We start from the raw sequence: 18,603 nt of genomic DNA, 5'->3' as shown, positions 1-18,603 counted from the left end.
CATGCGCGCGTCTGGGGGTTGCGAACAATCGAACACGCCTTGGAGAAGGGCGCTATTCGGATGAAGGGGAGGGGAATGGTGTGAATGTGCTCGAACGGCTCACGTTTTTCGCCTCGCTTTATAAGGTGCACGATGATCCTGAGCGCGGTATGTGGCTATTGTATGTGACGGTGCTGTTGCTTGCCGCGCTTGTGTATCGGCTCGGTTTTGCCCGCCGCCTGCCATTGTTGAAAAACGTCATCATTTACGTATTGCTGGCGCTCGGTTGCACGATTTTGACCTTTTTTGCCGTCTTTTTGCCGGTGGCAGAAGGATTGGCCGTCGCCGCCCTCGTATTAATCATTTATAAAGTGCGCTTGAAGCAGGCGAAAGAGGGAGAAAAGTCATGAAATCCGTGCAAGATGCTCTTTATAACTGGCTGACGATCCACATCGTCGCCAAAGCCCGTCCGCACGATGCGGCCGCGTGCGATACGGCTGCGTTTTTCCGCGGCATCTTGGAAAACGACTTTGGTGTGACGGCTGTAGACGCCGTCAAAGATGAAACGAATGGGCAATACATCGTCGAATATGTGCACGGCGGGGAAACAAAGGCGGCGTGTTTCCCGCTTGAGCTCGCTGAGGCGATGTGGCGGCAGATTGAAGCCGAACCGGAAAAGTATGGATGATGACAATCAAAACGGCGCGGAAAAGCGATCGCTCTTCCGCACCGTTTTTTTTTGCGGGATCACCAATCATCGTCTGCGCGGCGGCCGCGATAGAAGCGGAACTTTCCTGTTGCCAGCCGCTGTTTCGTTTTTTCGGTGATGCGGTCATGGCATTCGCGGCACATATACGTGTGGATCGGGCGGTTGCGCAGCCGCTTGGCGAGCGGCGATTCATCGTCGATCGTATCGATTTGGTCGCAAAGCACGCATTTGACTCTCATTGTTCACCTCAATACATCCAAACGCGAAATGGTGGGGTGTTCTCCCGTTCCCATTATACCATATTTCCTGCCAGCATTTGTTGATTCAAATGCCTTTCACTTCCGTTGTCCGCCCCGGGAATGGGTCGCATTTTTCGTTTCATGACACCTTAAAGGGTCGGCGATTTCATGAAAAAGCAACTTCAAGTTGAAAAGCCTTGTAAAATCGGCTCTTCTTTCTCGACGAACTCCATCGATTTGGCAAAAATGCTCGTTTTTCACCGGCCTTTTAAATGTTCGTTCGATTGCTTGTTTTGCTGTTCGTTCAGCTGCCGCTCCTCCCGTTCGTTCAGCTGCCCGTCGTTTTCTTCGGTCGGCTTCGGCGTCGTTTCAAACAAATCGCTCGGCACTTCCGGCATCACTCGTCCGACGATGTCGGCGATTTCGTTCATGAACGCTTGCACCGGCCGCCCCTCATCAATTTGCCGGCCGATGTTGCGCACGCGGGTGTAAAGATCCGGGTCGGCAACAATAATGGCGTTCGCGCCGTACGGATCTTTTTGCAATGCTTCAGCAACGGAATATTTGATGGTGCCGACGCGCGAAGCGTCCAGATTGGCGCCGACGTCAATGCCGACGATGGCATATTTGCCGACGACGAGCGCGGTGGCATTGTGAACGTTTGGAACACGGTCGGCGATTTCCGCCAGCCGGCGGGCGATTTCTTGTCCGGATTTGTTCTCGATATGTTCATCGACCGTATTTTTGACGCGTACGAGCGAACGATTCGTCTCATTTGCTTCACGATCGTTTCCTAACGTACAGCCGCTCAAAAGCAAAAAAGGAAGGAAAAAAGCAGCGAGCCAGCAGTTTCTCTTCATGATGGGCCACCTCGACTTTTTTTCTTTAGTTTGCAAATGTCCTTCTATCTTTATACATGTTTTCATATGTTGTATTACAGCCATTCCCATCCAACGGAAAAACGTGAAAAACTCACATGGGGGGAAGCGGAATTTGGGAAAAAAAATTTACGTGCTCGATACGAATGTACTCTTGCAAGACCCGTATTCGATTTTCGCGTTTGAGGATAATGAGGTCGTCATTCCGGCGGTCGTGCTTGAGGAAGTGGATTCGAAAAAACGTTATATGGATGAAATTGGGAGAAATGCTCGCCAAGTGTCAAAGCTCATCGACCGTCTGCGCGAAAACGGGAAGCTGCATGAAAAAATTCCGCTGGAAAACGGAGGGGCGCTGCGTATCGAATTGAACCATCGTTCGTTTCATCAACTTCAAGAAATTTTTGTCGAAAAAACAAATGACAACCGCATTTTGGCGGTGGCGAAAAATTTATCGCTTGAAGAGCAGGCGAAGGAAGATGGACGCTCCGTCATTTTGGTGAGCAAAGATGCGCTCGTGCGCGTCAAAGCGGATGCCATCGGGCTGCAGGCAGAAGACTTTTTAAGCGACCGCGTCGTCGACGTCGACCATATTTACAGCGGATTTTTGGAGCTGTACATAGGAAAGGACCACCTGCAGCGGTTTTACGACAAAGGGGAGCTTGTGCTTGCTGACATCGCCGATCACCCGTTTTATCCGAACCAGTTCATCATTATGAAAGACGCGTTTGGCAGCTCGGCGTCGGCGATCGGCATCGTCGACCAAAATGGAAAAAAAGTCAAAAAGCTCACCTTTCATCACGAACATATATGGGGCATTCGTCCGCGCAACGTGCAGCAGACGATGGCGTTTGAGCTTCTCATGCGCGACGACATTCCGCTTGTGACGCTAATCGGCAAAGCCGGGACGGGCAAGACGTTGCTTGCCCTTGCCGCCGGGTTGATGCAAACGGAAGATTTCCGCACATACAAAAAATTGCTCGTCGCCCGGCCCATTGTGCCGATGGGGAAAGATCTCGGCTTTCTTCCAGGGGAAAAGGAAGAAAAGCTGCGCCCGTGGATGCAGCCGATTTTTGATAATTTGGAATACTTGTTCAACACAAAAAAACCGGGGGAGCTCGATGCGATTTTAGCCGGTATGAGTTCGATTGAAGTCGAGGCGCTCACGTACATCCGCGGCCGGAGCCTGCCGGAGCAGTTTATCATCATTGATGAGGCGCAAAATTTAACAAAGCATGAAGTGAAGACGATTTTGACGCGCGTCGGGGAGAAAAGCAAAATCATTTTAATGGGTGACCCGGAACAGATCGACCATCCATATTTGGATGAATATAATAACGGGTTGACGTACGTCGTCGAAAAGTTTAAAGACCAAAAAATCGCCGGTCATATCCGGCTTGTCAAAGGAGAGCGTTCGGCGCTCGCCCAGCTTGCCGCGGATTTGTTGTAGCCGGATGTTTGAACCAAAAGACGAATGAGCCGTGCAACACCTGTTGAAAATGTCCAGCCGCCCAACGCCGTTAGTCCAAACGTGTTGGGCGGCCGGTCGAAACACCGGGGCGCTCCTTTGTCGAGAGGCACCTGGTCATCGGACGACAAGCCGGCGCACATGGGTGATTGGCGTTTCACGGTTGGAGCTGTCGCCAAAATAAATGTGCACCGGACCGTCGTCGCGCAACGGTTTTCCGTTTTTGGAAAAAGCGAAAATTAGGTCGTATGCTTTTTCCAGAGGGATCACTGTTTCTCCGTGTTCCGTTTCAATAACAAGTTCAGACGCGTCTTCAAGCGGCTCAGCATTTCGCAAAAACGGGGCAAACGGCATGCCGAATGAGCCAGTGATGATTTTTTCCTTCAAAAAGCGCCGCTCCGTTTTCAACGTCGGCGGAAAAACAGCGCCCTCTTGAATTTCCCGATCCCAAAATGCCGACAGCTTTTTGATTTCCTCGTCCTCCTGCTCCGCTTCCGCCAGCTGTGGAGTCGTTCCCGAGAAATACGCCTCCATGTCCACTTTCCGGTCGTCGAAAATCCAGACGCCGGGATCAAGCGTGATCGTAAACTTCACCTTTCCTGTCAGCACAATAATATCGTTCATGAAACACCTCTCCTCTGCATGTTCCCACCGTTTTTAGTATAATAATAAATAAAGGGCTTGTCATGTTTCAGGCCGGGTTGCTGTCAACGGTTTCAACTTGCAAAATGGCTTGTTTCACGTTAAGATGTAAAGAAGGATAGGGGAGAGAACGGAGGGATCGATGTGACGGATGAATCGATGAGCTATCGGGAGAAGGCGTACGCGCTTTTACAAGCGGATGCAGAGAAAATCATCCAACTCATCCGCGTGCAAATGGACCATTTGACGATGCCGCAATGTCCAGTGTATGAAGAAGTGCTTGATACGCAAATGTTCGGTTTGTCACGGGAAATTGATTTTGCCGTACGCCTCGGGCTTGTGGAGGCGAAAGACGGAAAGGAGCTCCTTGATCGGCTTGAGCGCGAACTTTCCGCGTTGCACGAGGCCGTGGCCAAAAAGCGCGTGCGATAAAGGATATATAAAACAACTCAAACGATTGGTTTCCCGTCGTTTGAGTTTTTCTGTTTTTCGGCAGGAAAACGGCGCGCCGCTGCGAATGGTTTTAAGTACATACATGTTCACAGGGAAGAGGAACGATGGAACGACAATTATGGAAAAAGGTATTGAAGTGCTATGATTATCCGCTGATTGTTGCGGTCATTATGTTGTCGTTGTTCGGGTTGATTATGGTGTACAGCTCGAGCATGGTCACCGCTGTCATCCGCTTTGAAGTGCCAAGCGACTATTTTTACGAACGACAAAAGCTGTGGTTGATTGCCGGATTCATCGCGTTCGCCATTATGATGGCGATTCCGTATAAAGTGTGGCGGGCGGAGCGATGGGTGAAACTCGTCTTTTTTGCTTCTCCATTGATGCTTATCGCCGTGGCCTTTCTCGGCCATACGGCCAACAATGCAACAAGCTGGTTTCGCGTCGGGGCGCTCTCGATCCAACCGGCGGAGCTCGCGAAGCTCGGCCTGATTTTATACTTGGCCGCAGCGTTCGCCAACAAGCGAAAGCGGCTGGCCGAGCCGGTGAAAAGCAATTTGTTCCCTATTTATTATACATTGGCGATTTGTTTCTTGATTGCCATACAGCCTGACTTCGGAACAGCGGCGATTGTGTTTGTCATCGCGATGTGCATCATTGTTTCATCCGGTTTGCGCCTCGTGTTGCTTCTGAAGCAGCTGCTTTTTTTTACATTGATCGGGACGGTGCTGTCACCGTTTTGGCTCCCGGTTGCCGGCAAAAAAATTTTTTCTCCTGAGCGGATATCGCGTCTTTACAGCTTTTTGGATCCCTTTCAATACGCAAACGGCGATGGCTACCAACTCGTCAATTCGTATTTGGCGATTGGGCTTGGCGGGCTGAAAGGAGTGGGGCTTGGCAAAGGCATTCAAAAATACGGCTACCTTCCAGAGTCGCACACCGATTTTATTATGGCGGTCATCGCCGAAGAGCTCGGCTTATTTGGTGTAGCGTTCACGCTTGGATTATTGGCGTTTATCGTGCTGCGCGGGCTTTGGATTGCCCGCCGCTCCCACGATGCGTTTGGGAGCCTGCTTGCGATCGGCATCTCCGTCATGATCGGCTTTCAGACGTTCATTAACGTTGGGGGAGTCGTTGGCCTTATTCCGATTACGGGGGTGCCGTTGCCGCTCGTCAGCTACGGGGGAACGTCGCTTGTCCTGACGATGGCTTCGCTCGGTCTGCTTGTAAACATTTCTATGTTTGCAAAATACGAACAACGGTATAAAAAAGCTGAAAAAACGGTGGTCAGTGGACAGAAAAGAGGTCTGACTTTTTAGAAAGTGTATTTACAAATCGGCAAAACTTTTATACTTTTATTAAATAAAGGAGGAGGGACAGAATGAGGACAAGACGAATTCGCAAAGTGCTGGTAGCCAACCGCGGAGAGATCGCCATTCGCGTGTTCCGCGCCTGCACGGAGCTTGATATCCGCACGGTGGCGATTTATTCAAAGGAAGATGTCGGCTCGTACCACCGCTACAAAGCGGATGAGGCATATTTGGTCGGCGAAGGGAAAAAGCCGATCGAAGCCTACTTGGACATCGAAGGCATCATCGAGATCGCCAAAACTCATGATGTCGATGCCATCCATCCGGGTTATGGGTTTTTGTCGGAAAACATTCAATTTGCCAAACGATGCCGCGAAGAGGGGATTATTTTCATCGGCCCGAACGAAGATCATTTGGATATGTTTGGTGATAAAGTGAAAGCGCGCCATGCGGCCATGAAGGCGGGCATTCCCGTCATTCCAGGCAGCGATGGACCGGTCGGTGGCCTTGAAGACGTTGTCCGCTTTGCCGAGACGCACGGATACCCGATCATCATTAAAGCGGCGCTTGGCGGCGGCGGCCGGGGCATGCGCATCGTCCGCTCGAAGTCGGAAGTAAAGGAAGCGTTTGAGCGGGCCAAGTCGGAAGCGAAAGCAGCGTTTGGCAGCGATGACGTTTATGTTGAAAAGCTGATCGAAAAGCCGAAGCACATTGAAGTGCAAATTTTGGGCGACCACGAAGGAAACATCGTTCACCTTTATGAACGCGACTGCTCGGTGCAGCGCCGCCATCAAAAAGTCGTTGAGGTCGCGCCGAGCGTCTCGTTGTCGGACGAGCTGCGCGAGCGCATTTGCGAGGCGGCGGTGCAGCTGATGAAAAGCGTCGGCTACGTCAACGCCGGCACGGTCGAGTTTCTCGTTTCGGGCGACGAGTTTTATTTCATCGAAGTCAACCCGCGCATTCAAGTTGAGCATACGATCACCGAAATGATCACCGGGATTGACATCGTACAGTCGCAAATTTTAATCGCCGACGGCTTTTCGCTCCACAGCCCGGAAGTCGGCATTCCAAAGCAGGAGGACATCCGCATCAACGGCTATGCCATTCAATCGCGGGTGACGACCGAAGATCCGCTCAACAACTTTATGCCGGATACGGGAAAAATTATGGCGTATCGTTCCGGCGGGGGCTTCGGTGTGCGCTTGGACGCCGGCAATGGCTTCCAAGGGGCGGTCATTACGCCGTATTACGATTCGCTGCTCGTCAAAGTGTCGACATGGGCGTTGACGTTTGAGCAGGCGGCGAGAAAAATGCTGCGCAACTTGCGCGAATTCCGCATTCGCGGCATTAAAACGAACATTCCGTTTTTGGAAAACGTCGTGCAGCATCCGAAGTTTTTGTCCGGGGAATACGATACGTCATTTATCGATACGACGCCGGAATTGTTTGTATTCCCGCGCCGAAAAGACCGCGGGACGAAAATGCTGACGTACATCGGCACCGTGACGGTCAACGGCTTCCCTGGCATCGGCAAAAAGAAAAAGCCGGTGTTTGACAAACCGCGCGTGCCGAAGGTGAGCCAAACGGAGCCGATCCCAGCGGGAACGAAGCAAATTTTGGATGAACGCGGACCTGAAGGGCTTGTTCGCTGGATTCAAGAACAGCCGCGTGTATTGCTCACCGATACGACGTTCCGCGATGCTCATCAGTCGCTGCTCGCGACGCGCGTCCGCACGATCGACTTGTTGCGGATCGCTGAGCCAACGGCGCGTTTGCTGCCCAACTTATTCTCGCTTGAGATGTGGGGCGGGGCGACGTTCGACGTGGCGTATCGTTTTTTGAAAGAAGATCCATGGGATCGGCTGCTCAAGCTGCGCGAGCGCATCCCGAACGTGTTGTTCCAGATGCTGCTCCGCTCGGCCAACGCCGTCGGGTATAAAAACTATCCCGACAACGTCATCCGCGAGTTCGTCGACAAATCAGCGCAGGCCGGCATCGATGTGTTCCGCATTTTCGACAGCCTAAACTGGGTGAAAGGAATGACGGTGGCGATCGATGCCGTCCGGCAAAGCGGCAAAATCGCCGAGGCGGCGATTTGCTATACGGGCGATATTTTGGACCCGAACCGGCCGAAGTACAATTTGGATTATTACAAAGCGTTGGCGAAAGAGCTCGAGCAAGCCGGAGCGCACATTTTAGGCATTAAGGATATGGCTGGCCTTCTGAAGCCGCAGGCGGCGTACGTGCTCATTTCCGCGCTCAAGGAAACGGTCGACATTCCGATCCATTTGCATACGCATGACACGAGCGGCAACGGCATTTATACGTACGCCAAAGCGATCGAAGCCGGCGTCGATATCGTCGATGTCGCCGTCAGCTCGATGGCCGGCTTGACGTCACAGCCGAGCGCCAATACGCTCTACTATGCGCTTGAAGGAACGGAGCGGGCGCCGGAGGTCGATATTTACGGCTTGGAGCAGTTGGCCCGCTATTGGGAAGACGTGCGCAAGTTTTACCAAGAGTTTGAAAGCGGCATGAACGCCCCGCATACGGAAGTATACATGCATGAGATGCCAGGCGGCCAGTACAGCAACCTGCAGCAGCAGGCAAAAGCGGTCGGCCTCGGCGATCGGTGGGATGAAGTGAAAGAAATGTATCGCCGCGTCAACGACTTGTTCGGCGACATCGTCAAAGTGACGCCGTCATCGAAAGTTGTCGGCGATATGGCGCTTTACATGGTGCAAAACAATTTGACGGAGCAAGACATTTTTGAACGCGGCGAAACGCTCAATTTCCCGGACTCGGTCGTTGAGTTTTTCGAAGGCTATTTAGGCCAGCCGCACGGTGGATTCCCGAAAGAGTTGCAGCGCATTATTTTGAAAGGGCGCGAACCGATCACCGTTCGTCCGGGCGAGCTGCTTGAGCCGGTTGATTTCGAGCAAATCAAGCGGGAGCTGTACGACAAACTTGGCCGCGAAGTGACCGACTTTGACGCCATTGCCTATGCGCTTTATCCGAAAGTGTTTTTGGAATATGCCGAAACGGTGGAAAAATACGGCGACATTTCGGTGCTTGATACGCCGACGTTCCTGTATGGCATGCGCCTTGGCGAGGAGATCGAAGTGGAGATCGAGCGCGGCAAAACGCTCATTGTCAAGCTGGTGTCGATCGGCCAGCCGCAGGCGGACGGCACGCGCGTCGTTTACTTCGAGCTGAACGGCCAGCCGCGCGAAGTCATCATCCGCGATGAAAGCATCAAAGCGGCCGTCGCTGAGCGCATCAAGGCCGATCGGACGAATCCGAACCACATTGCCGCAACCATGCCGGGCACGGTGGTGAAAGTGCTCGTGGAGAAAGGGGAAAAAGTCGACAAAGGCGACCATTTAATGGTCACGGAAGCGATGAAGATGGAAACGACGGTGCAGGCGCCGTTTGCCGGCATTGTCAAAGACATTTACGTCAAAAGCGGCGACGCCATTCAAGCGGGGGATTTGCTGATCGAGCTGTCCAAATGAAACGGTCTGTACCGCACAAAAAAGGGATGCCCACGTTTTTGCGGGCATCCCTTTTGGTTTGCGGACCGACGAACGTCATTTCAACGTGGCCGGCGCCGCTTCCCGCGCTGAATGGTCGGCGGCTTTTACCGGCGCGCGGCGGGTGCGGAGCGCCAAAAGCAATAAATAGCTGAGCACACCGAACAGGCAGGAAATGAAAAAGGCATGTGCCAAGGCAATGTATAAATTCAGCTGCGTAAACACGACAAGCGCTCCAGTCGTCATTTGCGCGAGCACGAGAAAAAGGGCGATCAGCCACCCGTAGTAGATGACCGGCTGCTCGCGATAATGGCGCACGGCATGGATCGCGGCGGCGGCGATCCAAATGACGATGACGGCAGCAGCCAACCGATGGCCCATCTGCACCCATTCATGAAATTGAACCGGGAAGATGCGCGTTTTCGCGCACAGCGGCCAGCTCGGACAAGCGAGGCTGGCGTTCGTATGGCGCACCACCGCCCCGGTGTAGACGACGATGTACGAGTAAATGATGATGCCATAAATATGAAACCGCATTTTGCCGTCAAGGGAAAGCGAAGCGGCGGAAAACGTTTTGTCAATTTCAAAAATCAATAGCGTCAACAGCAGCACAGCAGCAAACGAAATGAGCGAAATGCCGAAATGCAAGGCGAGGACGAAATCGGACTGCCCCCACACAACCGCGGCGGCGCCGATCAGCCCTTGCAAGACGAGAAAGACAAACGATAGGACAGCCAAAAACTTCGTTTCCCGCACATGGCCAATGGCTCTCCACGCCCAGATCGAAAGGATGAGCACCATGATGCCGGCAAGCCCGGAGATGAGGCGGTGGCTCAACTCAATGACGAGTTCGGGTGTGATGTGGTCAGGCACCCATTGGCCGTTGCACAGCGGCCATGATCGGCCGCACCCCATGCCGGAGCCGGTTTTGGTCACGAGCGCCCCGCCGATCAGGACAAACAGCATCGCCAACGTGGTTGCCGAGGCAAACCATTTCAGTGAACGTTGCAAAATCTTCACCTTCTTGTATTGAGAAATTGGGATTTTGTCCATATTAGTAAAGTGATGGATTTTATTGCAGCCAACCGTGCTGCTAAGCCAAATCTATTTTACACGATGGCGGCCGGAAACACAAAATGGCGTTTGCATATTGAATAAGTCGATTAAGTTTGCTAGAAATATTAATGGGACGGGCGGATAAGCCGGTCGGCGTGTACGGATTCAAAAATTTGACACAAATTATTCAAAAAAAATTCACATGATGAGAAAAAAATGTGATTTAATATAAAGAGGAAACAGCCCGTTTTTACTATTTGGCGTTGGAAAGAATTTCAGGCAACATCACGGCGCCGGCCGGGCAAGGAGCGGCGCAGCGAGGAGGAACAGGAGACATGGCCGATTTGAAAGCGGTGCATCAAGCCGCAGCCGATGCGGGGCATCGTCCGCAGGCGAGCGTGAAGGCGATATGGAAAGAGCTGTCGTCTGTTATCAAAATCGGAATCGTCAATTCGAATTTAATTACGACATTCGCCGGAATGTGGCTGGCGTTTTATTTTACCGGGGAGCACTTTTTGGAAAACTTGCATCTTGTCTTTTTCACGCTGTTTGGAGCGGCGCTTGTCATTGCTGGCTCATGCGCCATCAACAACTATATTGACCGCGACATCGACCAATATATGGAGCGGACGAAAGTGCGCCCGACCGTCACCGGGACAATGGATCCACGGCGGGTGCTTTGGCTTGGGGCGGCGCTTGTCGTGATCGGTGAGATGAGCCTGCTTATGACAACGGTTACGGCTGCAGTCGTCGGATTGATCGGTGTGGTGACGTATGTCTTCTTATACACGCTTTGGACGAAGCGCCATTATACGATCAACACCGTTGTCGGCAGCATTTCCGGCGCTGTGCCGCCGGTCATCGGCTGGACGGCGGTCGACCCGGATTTTCATGTTGTTCCGCTTATTTTATTTTTAATTATGTTCTTATGGCAGCCGCCGCACTTTTTGGCGTTGGCCATGAGGCGGTGTGAGGAATACCGAGCTGCCGGCATCCCGATGCTGCCGGTTGTCCATGGGTTTGCCATGACGAAGCGGCAAATTATTGTTTGGGTGGCATGTTTGCTGCCGTTGCCGTTTTACTTGTTTTCGCTCGGTGTGCCGTTTTTAACGGTAGCCACGTTGCTCAATGTCGGGTGGCTGCTGTTGGGATTGGTGGGCTTGAAAATGAAAGATGACCTCAAATGGGCGAAGTGGATGTTCGTCTATTCGCTCAACTATTTGACGATTTTGTTCGTGGCGATGGTCATCGCGACGCTTTGGTGAATTAAGATAAAATTCTTTCTTTAGTGAAAGAATTTATATACATTTATCCATCAAAGAAAGAGGGGTTTGATTAGGCTATGAAGAAAGGGCTGCGTAACTGGCGCTTATTTTCCCTGTTTGGGATGATGGCGCTGTTGCTCGCCGGCTGCGGCAAGCCGTTTTTATCGACGCTCCAGCCTGCCGGTGAAGTGGCGGACATGCAGTATTCGCTCATGTTGTTGAGCACATCGATCATGGTGCTCGTCATTGTTGTCGTGGCGATCATCTTCGTTTACGTTGTCATCCGCTTTCGGCGGCGCCAGGGGGAAGAGAAGAAGATTCCGAAACAAGTGGAAGGAAACCACAAGCTGGAAATTATTTGGACTGTCATTCCGATCATTCTCTTGCTCATTTTGGCGGTGCCGACAGTATCGACCACGTTTAAACTGGCTGATGTCAAGGCGATGAACGACAAAAACCGCGATAAGGATACAGTTATCGTCAATGTTCGCGCCAACCAATACTGGTGGGAGTTTGAATATCCGGATTATGGCATTATCACGAGCCAAGACTTGGTCGTGCCGACGAATGAAAAAGTGTATTTCAACTTGATTGCGTCGGATGTCAAACACTCGTTCTGGATTCCGGCGGTCGGCGGCAAAATGGACACAAACACCGACAACAAAAACCAATTTTGGCTTGTTTTTGACCAAAAAGCGACCGATAAAGCCGGCGGTGTCTTTTACGGCAAATGTGCGGAGCTTTGCGGTCCATCCCATGCGCTGATGGACTTTAAAGTTCGACCATTGCCGCGCGACCAGTTTGACGCCTGGGTGAAAAAGATGCAAAACGCGAAAAAACCGGTTGTCACCGACCCGGTCGCCAAAGAAGGGGAAGCGATTTTCAACAAAAGCTGTATTGGCTGCCATGCGGTGACGCCTGTGGACAAGCGTCCGGTGCAAGCGCGCACAGCGCCGAACTTGGCGAACTTTGGCGATCGCGAACGAATCGCCGGTATTTTGGAGCATAACGAAGAAAATCTGAAAAAATGGTTGAGAGACCCGAATAGCGTGAAGCCTGGAAATAAAATGGCGGGTACATATGGCCACTTGACGGAAGAGCAAATTGATGCATTGACGAAATACTTGATGAGCTTAAAAGTGGAATAAAGCATGAAAAGGAGGTTTCACCGTGAGTACGATCGCGCGCAAAAAGGGTGTCGGCGCCGTTTTATGGGATTATTTGACAACGGTCGACCATAAAAAAATCGCCCATCTGTACTTGATTTCCGGCGGGTTTTTCTTCCTGCTCGGCGGACTTGAGGCGTTGTTCATCCGCATTCAGCTCGCCAAGCCGAACAACGATTTTCTTGTCGGCGGCTTGTATAACGAAGTGTTGACGATGCATGGAACGACGATGATTTTCTTGGCTGCCATGCCGCTTATTTTCGCCTTTATGAACGCAGTTGTGCCGCTGCAGATCGGCGCGCGCGACGTCGCGTTTCCGTTTTTGAACGCCCTTGGATTCTGGATGTTTTTCTTCGGCGGTTTGTTTTTGAACTGTTCATGGTTTTTGGGAGGCGCGCCGGACGCTGGTTGGACGTCGTATGCGTCGCTATCGCTTGACTCGAAAGCGCATCATGGCATCGACTTTTATACGCTCGGGTTGCAAATTTCCGGTTTCGGAACGATCATGGGTGCCATTAACTTTCTGGTGACGATCATCAACATGCGCGCTCCGGGCATGACGTTTATGCGCATGCCGATGTTCACATGGGCGACGTTTGTGACTTCGGCGCTCATCTTGTTTGCGTTTCCGCCGTTGACGGTTGGCTTGATTTTCATGATGATGGACCGGCTGTTTGGCGGTAACTTCTACAATCCAGCTGCCGGCGGCAATACGATCATCTGGGAGCACTTGTTCTGGGTGTTCGGCCATCCGGAAGTATACATCCTTGTCTTGCCGGCGTTCGGCATTTTCTCGGAAATTTTCGCGACGTTCTCGCGCAAACGCCTATTCGGTTATTCGTCAATGGTGTTTGCGACGGTGCTTATTGCTTTCTTGGGGTTCATGGTATGGGCGCACCACATGTTCACCGTCGGGATGGGGCCGATTGCAAACGCCATCTTTGCCGTCGCGACGATGACGATCGCCGTTCCGACAGGAGTCAAAATTTTCAACTGGCTGTTTACGATGTGGGGCGGAAGCATCAAGTTCACAACGCCGATGCATTATGCGGTCGCTTTCATCCCGTCGTTTGTCATGGGCGGGGTCACCGGCGTGATGCTGGCATCGGCGGCGGCGGACTATCAATACCATGACAGCTATTTTGTCGTTGCGCACTTCCATTATGTTATCGTCGGCGGGGTTGTGTTCGCTTTGCTCGCGGGCACACATTACTGGTGGCCGAAAATGTTTGGCCGCATGTTGAACGAAACGCTTGGCAAAATTACATTCTGGTTGTTCTTTATCGGTTTCCATTTAACGTTCTTTATTCAGCACTTCCTTGGTTTGACGGGGATGCCGCGCCGCGTGTTCACGTACTTGCCAAACCAAGGGTGGGAGACAGGAAACTTTGTCAGCACGATCGGGGCGTTCTTTATGGCCGCGGCAACGGTCATTTTGCTCATTAACGTCGTGATCACCACGGTAAAAGGGGAAAAAGTGCCGGGCGATGCGTGGGGCGACGGCCGTACGCTCGAATGGGCGATCGCTTCGCCGCCGCCGGTGTACAACTTTGCGCAAACCCCGCTTGTCCGCGGCTTGGACGCTTTCTGGCTCGAAAAAATGGAAGGCAAAAAAGAACTGACGCCAGCCGAACCGCTTGGCGACATCCATATGCCGAATTCGTCGTTTTTGCCGTTTGTCATGGCATTTGGTTTGTTTGTCGCCGCCTTCGGCTTCACGTATCATAACGATGCCGGATGGGGGTTGCCGGTTGGCATTCTCGGCCTGCTCATTACGCTCGGTTCGATGTTCTTGCGCTCGGTGATCGATGACCACGGCTTCCACATCCATAAAGAAGAAGTGCTTGAACTTGAGAAGAAGGGGGCGAACGCCTGATGCATGCAGAGGAAAAACTGACGGCCGAGACGTTTCCGGCCGCACCGGAACGCGCCACCCTTGAAGGGAAAAATAAATTTCTCGGCTTCTGGCTCTTTTTAGGCGGAGAGACGGTGCTGTTCGCCTCTCTCTTCGCCACCTATTTGGCGCTCAAAGATAAAACGAACGGCGGCCCTTCGGCGGAAGAACTGTTCCAAATGCCGGTCGTGTTCATGGCGACAATGTTGCTGCTAACAAGCAGTTTGACGAGCGTGTATGCCATTTATCATATGAAAAACTTTGATTTTAAAAAGATGCAGCTCTGGTTTGGCATTACCGTTTTGCTTGGCGCCGGCTTTTTGGGCTTGGAAATTTACGAGTTCAACGAATATGTGCATGAAGGCCATAAATTTACAGCCAGCGCTTTCGCTTCAGCGTTCTACACGCTCGTTGGCACGCACGGAAGCCACGTCGCGTTCGGATTGCTTTGGATTTTGACGCTCATGATTCGCAACGCTAAGCGTGGGTTGAATTTATACAACGCCCCGAAGTTTTACGTCGCGAGCCTTTACTGGCACTTCATCGATGTCGTCTGGGTGTTCATTTTTACCGTTGTATACTTGATGGGAATGGTGGGGTGAACGTATGGCGAACCAAACGAACTCTGGAAATGAACGCGTCGATCTGGCGTACCGCCGCCGGAAAAACGCGGAAGAGATGCGTCATCAAATGATCGCTTTTGTGTTGATGATTTTGCTGACGCTCATCGCTTTCGCCGCCGTTGGGTACGAAGAGTTTTCCCATTGGTTTGTCGTTCCGTTTATTTTGCTTTTAGCCGCCGTGCAAGTCGCTTTCCAGCTGTATTATTTCATGCACATGAGCCATAAAGGCCACGAGTTTCCGGCCATGTTTATTTACGGCGGTGTGGCGGTTATGCTTTTACTTGTTTGGGCGTTTACAACTGTGATTTGGTGGTAAAAAGCAAGGGGGATCGGGGTTTGCCGATTTCCCCTTTTTTTGCAATAACACTGTCGCCGCGCCGTGTAGTATAATGAGGAAGGACAAAGCAGGAGGGGATGTCTATGTTTCAATCGCTGCAAATGTTTGGCCCCGTTGCCCTTTGGAGTCCGTTTTTTTTGCTTGTGTTGGCGGCGGTTGCGTGGCTGTATATTGGGATAACTGGGCCATGGCGGCGGCGTTTCGGCCTCGGTGATGCCGTTTCGGGGAAGCAGAAAGCATATTTTTTGACCGGGATTGCCCTTCTTTATATATGCAAAGGGTCTCCGTTGGATTTGATGGGCCATTTGACGTTCACCGCCCATATGGTGCAAATGGCCGTGCTGTATTTGATCGTGCCGCAATGTTTTATTTTAGGCATTCCGGCGCCGCTTTATGAGCGCGCGTTTGCCATTGCAGCGGTGCGCCGCGTGTTTCGGCTGTTGACAAAGCCCATTGTGGCGTTGCTGCTGTTTAACGGCTTGTTTTCGCTTTATCACGTTCCGTTCATTTTTGACGCTGTGAAAATGAATATGTGGCTGCATGCGTTGGTTACCTCCGTTATTTTTGTTGCTGCGTTTTGCATGTGGTGGCCGCTTGTCAACAAGCTGCCCGATTGGCAAACGTTGTCCGGTTTAAAAAAAATGGGTTACATTTTCGCTGACGGCATGCTGTTGACCCCGGCTTGCGCGCTCATCATTTTTACCGATACGCCGCTTTATGCGACGTATACTGACCCAAAAGCATGGATGGCTGCCCTTGCTCTATGCGTTCCTCAAGGGACGTTGGCTTCGCTTGATTTGACTGGACCGCAAATGTTTTTATCGATGTCGCCGCTCCACGACCAGCAGCTCGGTGGAGTGTTGATGAAAATCATCCAGGAAATCGTGTACGGGACGATGCTGTTCTTCATTTTCACCGAATGGTATCGGAAGGAGCGGGAGAAAGAGCCAAGCATGGATATGGAGCCGCGGCCGACCAAACTGTAAAGTAAAGCGCGGTTGGCCGCCAAACGATGAACAAAGAAGAAAGGGAGAGAAGCGATGGCTGTTTTACCGACAATCAGCACGAGCTGCATCGTGATCAGCGCTTTGCTTGTTGCTTATGGATGGTATCTGATCAGCCGCAGGCGGATCGAAGCGCATAAAAAAGTGATGCTGACGGCAGCGGTGTTTGCGTTGCTGTTTTTCACCATTTACATGTCGCGGACGTTGTTTATCGGCAATACGAGCTTTGGCGGGCCAGAGAGCGTCAAAGTGTACTATACGCTGTTTCTTATTTTCCATATTGTTCTAGCGACGGCTGGCGCCGTATTTGGCCTTGTCACCATTTGGACGGGATTAAAAGACAAGCGGGCCCGCCATCGTCGACTCGGGCCGATCACAAGCATCATTTGGTTTGGCAGCGCCTCAACTGGGGTGGTCGTCTATTGGCTGCTTTATGTCCTCTATCCAGGGGGCCAAACGACGTCGCTCATCAAGGCGGTGCTCGGTTTTTAGACGACGAACAAGAAACAAGGGCGACGAGGGTTGCATAGCATATATAAAGATCAAGGCGGCGGGAAGCTCCCATGCATTGCTGTCCGAAAAGCAAGCCTCCTATTTTTCTGACAGCCGATTAAAGGTCGGAGGACAAAAGAGTGCCAACGTTCATGTTCCCCGATTGAAAAGGGACATGAATGTATGCAACGGGGGGAGAAAGCAGTGAACACGTTCCGGTATCGGAAACGGAGCGCCGTGGAAGCGACGCTGTTGACCATTGTCATGATGTGTGTGCGCGACCATGCAGAGGTCGCCCTTGACGATTGTGAGGCGTTCATCACCGTTGCCCAAGGCGAGCGGTGCCGCGTTACAGTGAAGCTGTCCATTCGATATGGGGCGCCGGTGATGGCGGTTTGCCGCCGGCTGCAGCAGCACATCGCCGAGGAGATCGCCGCGATGACGCCGTATGTCGCCGAGGCGGTTGACATTGTTGTCAAGCGGCTTGTCATGCTGGAAAAAAACGCATGAGAACCGTGCTCTCATGCGTTTTTTGATCATTCTTTGATTTTTTCAAGCTCGCTTTTGACCTGCGCCAATACGTTTTGGCATTGGCTGACAAGAGAGGACGGAAAATGTTCATCATCGCCGTATTCGACACCGTGTGGATAGTAATGTTTCCCTAAAATCGGCGTGAGCAGCTTAATGAGTGCATAGCGTGAATCGACGTTTCCCTCAATGGCGTATCCTTGAACGCGCAAATAGTAGGTGCCCTCTTTCACGACGTATTTCCGGTCGTATGTGACCCGCTCATAATCCCATTGTGCCGCGCGCACAAAGCCGAGGCGCTCCATAATGTCATCAAGGCGGGACAGTTCGACCGTCTGATTTTCTAGTCCAGTATTTTCAAACTTCATCCTTCTTCCTCCTAACAACACAGTATGTAAAAGCGCCAACTAGGAAAACATCCCCTCATTTATAATAGTACGAAAACGATTGGCTTTTCAACGAATTGTTTGCCATTGTTTCTGTTTCGCCCGCATTTTTTTATGTTATCCGGTGCACAATACGGGTAGAAAGGAGAGACGAAGGATGCAAACGGTACGGGACGTGATGTCCGCAGATGTGCAATATTGCACCCCTCTTGACAATCTCTACGAAGTGGCGGTAAAAATGCGTGATTTCAACATCGGGGCGATTCCGATTGTCGATGACGGTCGTCTTGTCGGAATGATTACCGACCGCGATATCGTCGTGCGCGGCATGGCTGAAAAACGTCCCGGTTCGACTGCCGTGACGGAAGTAATGAGCCGCGATCTCGTCACGCTTTCTCCGAACGATTCGGTGCAAAAGGCAGCAGAAATGATGGCACGTCACCAAATTCGCCGTCTCCCGGTTGTAGAAAATGGGCGTTTGGTCGGCATCGTTTCGCTTGGCGATTTGGCGACGAACCGCTATTCTGATGAACGCGCGGGTCGTGCGTTAAGCGAGATTTCCGAACAAGACGCCATCCATTGACAAACACAATGGACACAGCTTCTTTCAAGGAGGAGCGCTCTTTTTGGGCGGCCTCTTTTTTTTG

20 protein-coding genes are annotated in these 18,603 nt (G+C 51.8%); 15 read left to right on the top strand and 5 right to left on the bottom strand.

Translation table 11 applies throughout. The features are described 5' to 3' along the window. Positions 1 to 80: 80 nt before the first annotated feature. Together N685_RS0117990 and N685_RS0117985 are read left to right on the top strand one after the other, a co-directional pair. Positions 81 to 389 carry a YlaH-like family protein gene (locus N685_RS0117990; RefSeq protein WP_031410573.1) on the top strand — a complete coding sequence of 103 codons (309 nt, stop codon included), beginning with the start codon at positions 81 to 83 and terminating at the stop codon, positions 387 to 389. Continuing rightward, a complete protein-coding gene (locus N685_RS0117985) occupies positions 386 to 667 on the top strand; it encodes a hypothetical protein (protein ID WP_031410572.1) in 282 nt (93 codons plus the stop codon). The genes N685_RS0117990 and N685_RS0117985 overlap by 4 nt, the downstream gene beginning before the upstream one ends. Before the next feature lie 59 nt (positions 668 to 726). Here N685_RS0117985 and N685_RS0117980 read toward each other — a convergent pair whose 3' ends face one another. Both N685_RS0117980 and N685_RS0117975 read right to left on the bottom strand, forming a co-directional pair. After that, positions 727 to 927 carry a YlaI family protein gene (locus tag N685_RS0117980; RefSeq protein WP_013145887.1) on the bottom strand — a complete coding sequence of 67 codons (201 nt, stop codon included), beginning with the start codon at positions 925 to 927 and terminating at the stop codon, positions 727 to 729. 257 nt (positions 928 to 1,184) lie between these two features. Further along, positions 1,185 to 1,787, bottom strand: a complete 603-nt coding sequence (locus tag N685_RS0117975; protein WP_031410571.1) for a YhcN/YlaJ family sporulation lipoprotein — start codon at positions 1,785 to 1,787, stop codon at positions 1,185 to 1,187. 133 nt (positions 1,788 to 1,920) lie between these two features. Between N685_RS0117975 and N685_RS0117970 the strand changes: the two genes are divergently transcribed. Then, positions 1,921 to 3,252: a PhoH family protein gene (locus tag N685_RS0117970; protein ID WP_031410570.1), complete on the top strand. Its 1,332-nt coding sequence runs from the start codon at positions 1,921 to 1,923 to the stop codon at positions 3,250 to 3,252. Positions 3,253 to 3,387: 135 nt separating this feature from the next. Here N685_RS0117970 and N685_RS0117965 read toward each other — a convergent pair whose 3' ends face one another. Beyond that, positions 3,388 to 3,894, bottom strand: coding sequence for a molybdopterin-binding protein (locus N685_RS0117965; protein ID WP_031410569.1), 507 nt, complete (start codon positions 3,892 to 3,894; stop codon positions 3,388 to 3,390). 162 nt (positions 3,895 to 4,056) lie between these two features. Between N685_RS0117965 and N685_RS0117960 the strand changes: the two genes are divergently transcribed. The 3 genes from N685_RS0117960 (at position 4,057) to pyc (ending at position 9,187) form a co-directional block, all read left to right on the top strand. Then, entirely contained in the window at positions 4,057 to 4,344 is a 288-nt protein-coding gene (locus tag N685_RS0117960) for a YlaN family protein (protein WP_031410568.1), read from the top strand. A gap of 125 nt (positions 4,345 to 4,469) precedes the next feature. Continuing rightward, positions 4,470 to 5,681, top strand: coding sequence for a putative lipid II flippase FtsW (gene ftsW, locus N685_RS0117955; RefSeq protein ID WP_031410567.1), 1,212 nt, complete (start codon positions 4,470 to 4,472; stop codon positions 5,679 to 5,681). A 62-nt stretch (positions 5,682 to 5,743) separates the two neighbouring features. After that, positions 5,744 to 9,187 carry a pyruvate carboxylase gene (gene pyc / locus N685_RS0117950; RefSeq protein WP_031410566.1) on the top strand — a complete coding sequence of 1,148 codons (3,444 nt, stop codon included), beginning with the start codon at positions 5,744 to 5,746 and terminating at the stop codon, positions 9,185 to 9,187. 75 nt (positions 9,188 to 9,262) lie between these two features. On the opposite strand, the gene N685_RS0117945 is transcribed toward pyc, so the two are convergent. Next, positions 9,263 to 10,216 (bottom strand): COX15/CtaA family protein, encoded by a 954-nt coding sequence (locus tag N685_RS0117945; protein ID WP_031410565.1) that lies wholly within the window; start codon positions 10,214 to 10,216, stop codon positions 9,263 to 9,265. 380 nt (positions 10,217 to 10,596) lie between these two features. Here N685_RS0117945 and cyoE point away from each other — a divergent pair, with 380 nt between their 5' ends. From cyoE to N685_RS0117905, 8 genes are all read left to right on the top strand, one after another. Further along, positions 10,597 to 11,526, top strand: coding sequence for a heme o synthase (gene cyoE / locus N685_RS0117940; RefSeq protein ID WP_031410564.1), 930 nt, complete (start codon positions 10,597 to 10,599; stop codon positions 11,524 to 11,526). A gap of 77 nt (positions 11,527 to 11,603) precedes the next feature. Continuing rightward, on the top strand, positions 11,604 to 12,674 hold the full coding sequence (gene coxB, locus N685_RS0117935) for a cytochrome c oxidase subunit II (RefSeq protein WP_031410563.1): 1,071 nt from the start codon (positions 11,604 to 11,606) through the stop codon (positions 12,672 to 12,674). 22 nt (positions 12,675 to 12,696) lie between these two features. Further along, the gene (gene ctaD / locus N685_RS0117930; protein WP_031410562.1) at positions 12,697 to 14,568 is read left to right on the top strand and encodes a cytochrome c oxidase subunit I; all 1,872 of its coding nucleotides are present in this window, start codon (positions 12,697 to 12,699) and stop codon (positions 14,566 to 14,568) included. After that, a complete protein-coding gene (gene ctaE / locus N685_RS0117925; RefSeq protein WP_031410561.1) occupies positions 14,568 to 15,188 on the top strand; it encodes a cytochrome c oxidase subunit III in 621 nt (206 codons plus the stop codon). The genes ctaD and ctaE overlap by 1 nt, the downstream gene beginning before the upstream one ends. Before the next feature lie 4 nt (positions 15,189 to 15,192). After that, positions 15,193 to 15,525, top strand: a complete 333-nt coding sequence (gene ctaF, locus N685_RS0117920) for a cytochrome c oxidase subunit IVB (RefSeq protein ID WP_013145877.1) — start codon at positions 15,193 to 15,195, stop codon at positions 15,523 to 15,525. Positions 15,526 to 15,629: 104 nt separating this feature from the next. Continuing rightward, on the top strand, positions 15,630 to 16,532 hold the full coding sequence (ctaG, locus tag N685_RS0117915) for a cytochrome c oxidase assembly factor CtaG (protein WP_031410560.1): 903 nt from the start codon (positions 15,630 to 15,632) through the stop codon (positions 16,530 to 16,532). 54 nt (positions 16,533 to 16,586) lie between these two features. Next, positions 16,587 to 17,042, top strand: coding sequence for a DUF420 domain-containing protein (locus N685_RS0117910; protein WP_031410559.1), 456 nt, complete (start codon positions 16,587 to 16,589; stop codon positions 17,040 to 17,042). A gap of 204 nt (positions 17,043 to 17,246) precedes the next feature. Then, positions 17,247 to 17,552, top strand: coding sequence for an Asp23/Gls24 family envelope stress response protein (locus N685_RS0117905; RefSeq protein WP_031410558.1), 306 nt, complete (start codon positions 17,247 to 17,249; stop codon positions 17,550 to 17,552). A gap of 26 nt (positions 17,553 to 17,578) precedes the next feature. Here N685_RS0117905 and N685_RS0117900 read toward each other — a convergent pair whose 3' ends face one another. Then, a complete protein-coding gene (locus N685_RS0117900) occupies positions 17,579 to 17,938 on the bottom strand; it encodes a YugN family protein (RefSeq protein ID WP_011230589.1) in 360 nt (119 codons plus the stop codon). Positions 17,939 to 18,113: 175 nt separating this feature from the next. Here N685_RS0117900 and N685_RS0117895 point away from each other — a divergent pair, with 175 nt between their 5' ends. Then, positions 18,114 to 18,539: a CBS domain-containing protein gene (locus N685_RS0117895; protein WP_031410557.1), complete on the top strand. Its 426-nt coding sequence runs from the start codon at positions 18,114 to 18,116 to the stop codon at positions 18,537 to 18,539. Positions 18,540 to 18,603 lie beyond the last annotated feature (64 nt).

Origin of the sequence: Geobacillus vulcani PSS1, assembly GCF_000733845.1 — a bacterium.
GTDB lineage: Bacteria > Bacillota > Bacilli > Bacillales > Anoxybacillaceae > Geobacillus > Geobacillus vulcani.
This window is presented reverse-complemented; position numbering and strand designations above follow the sequence as displayed.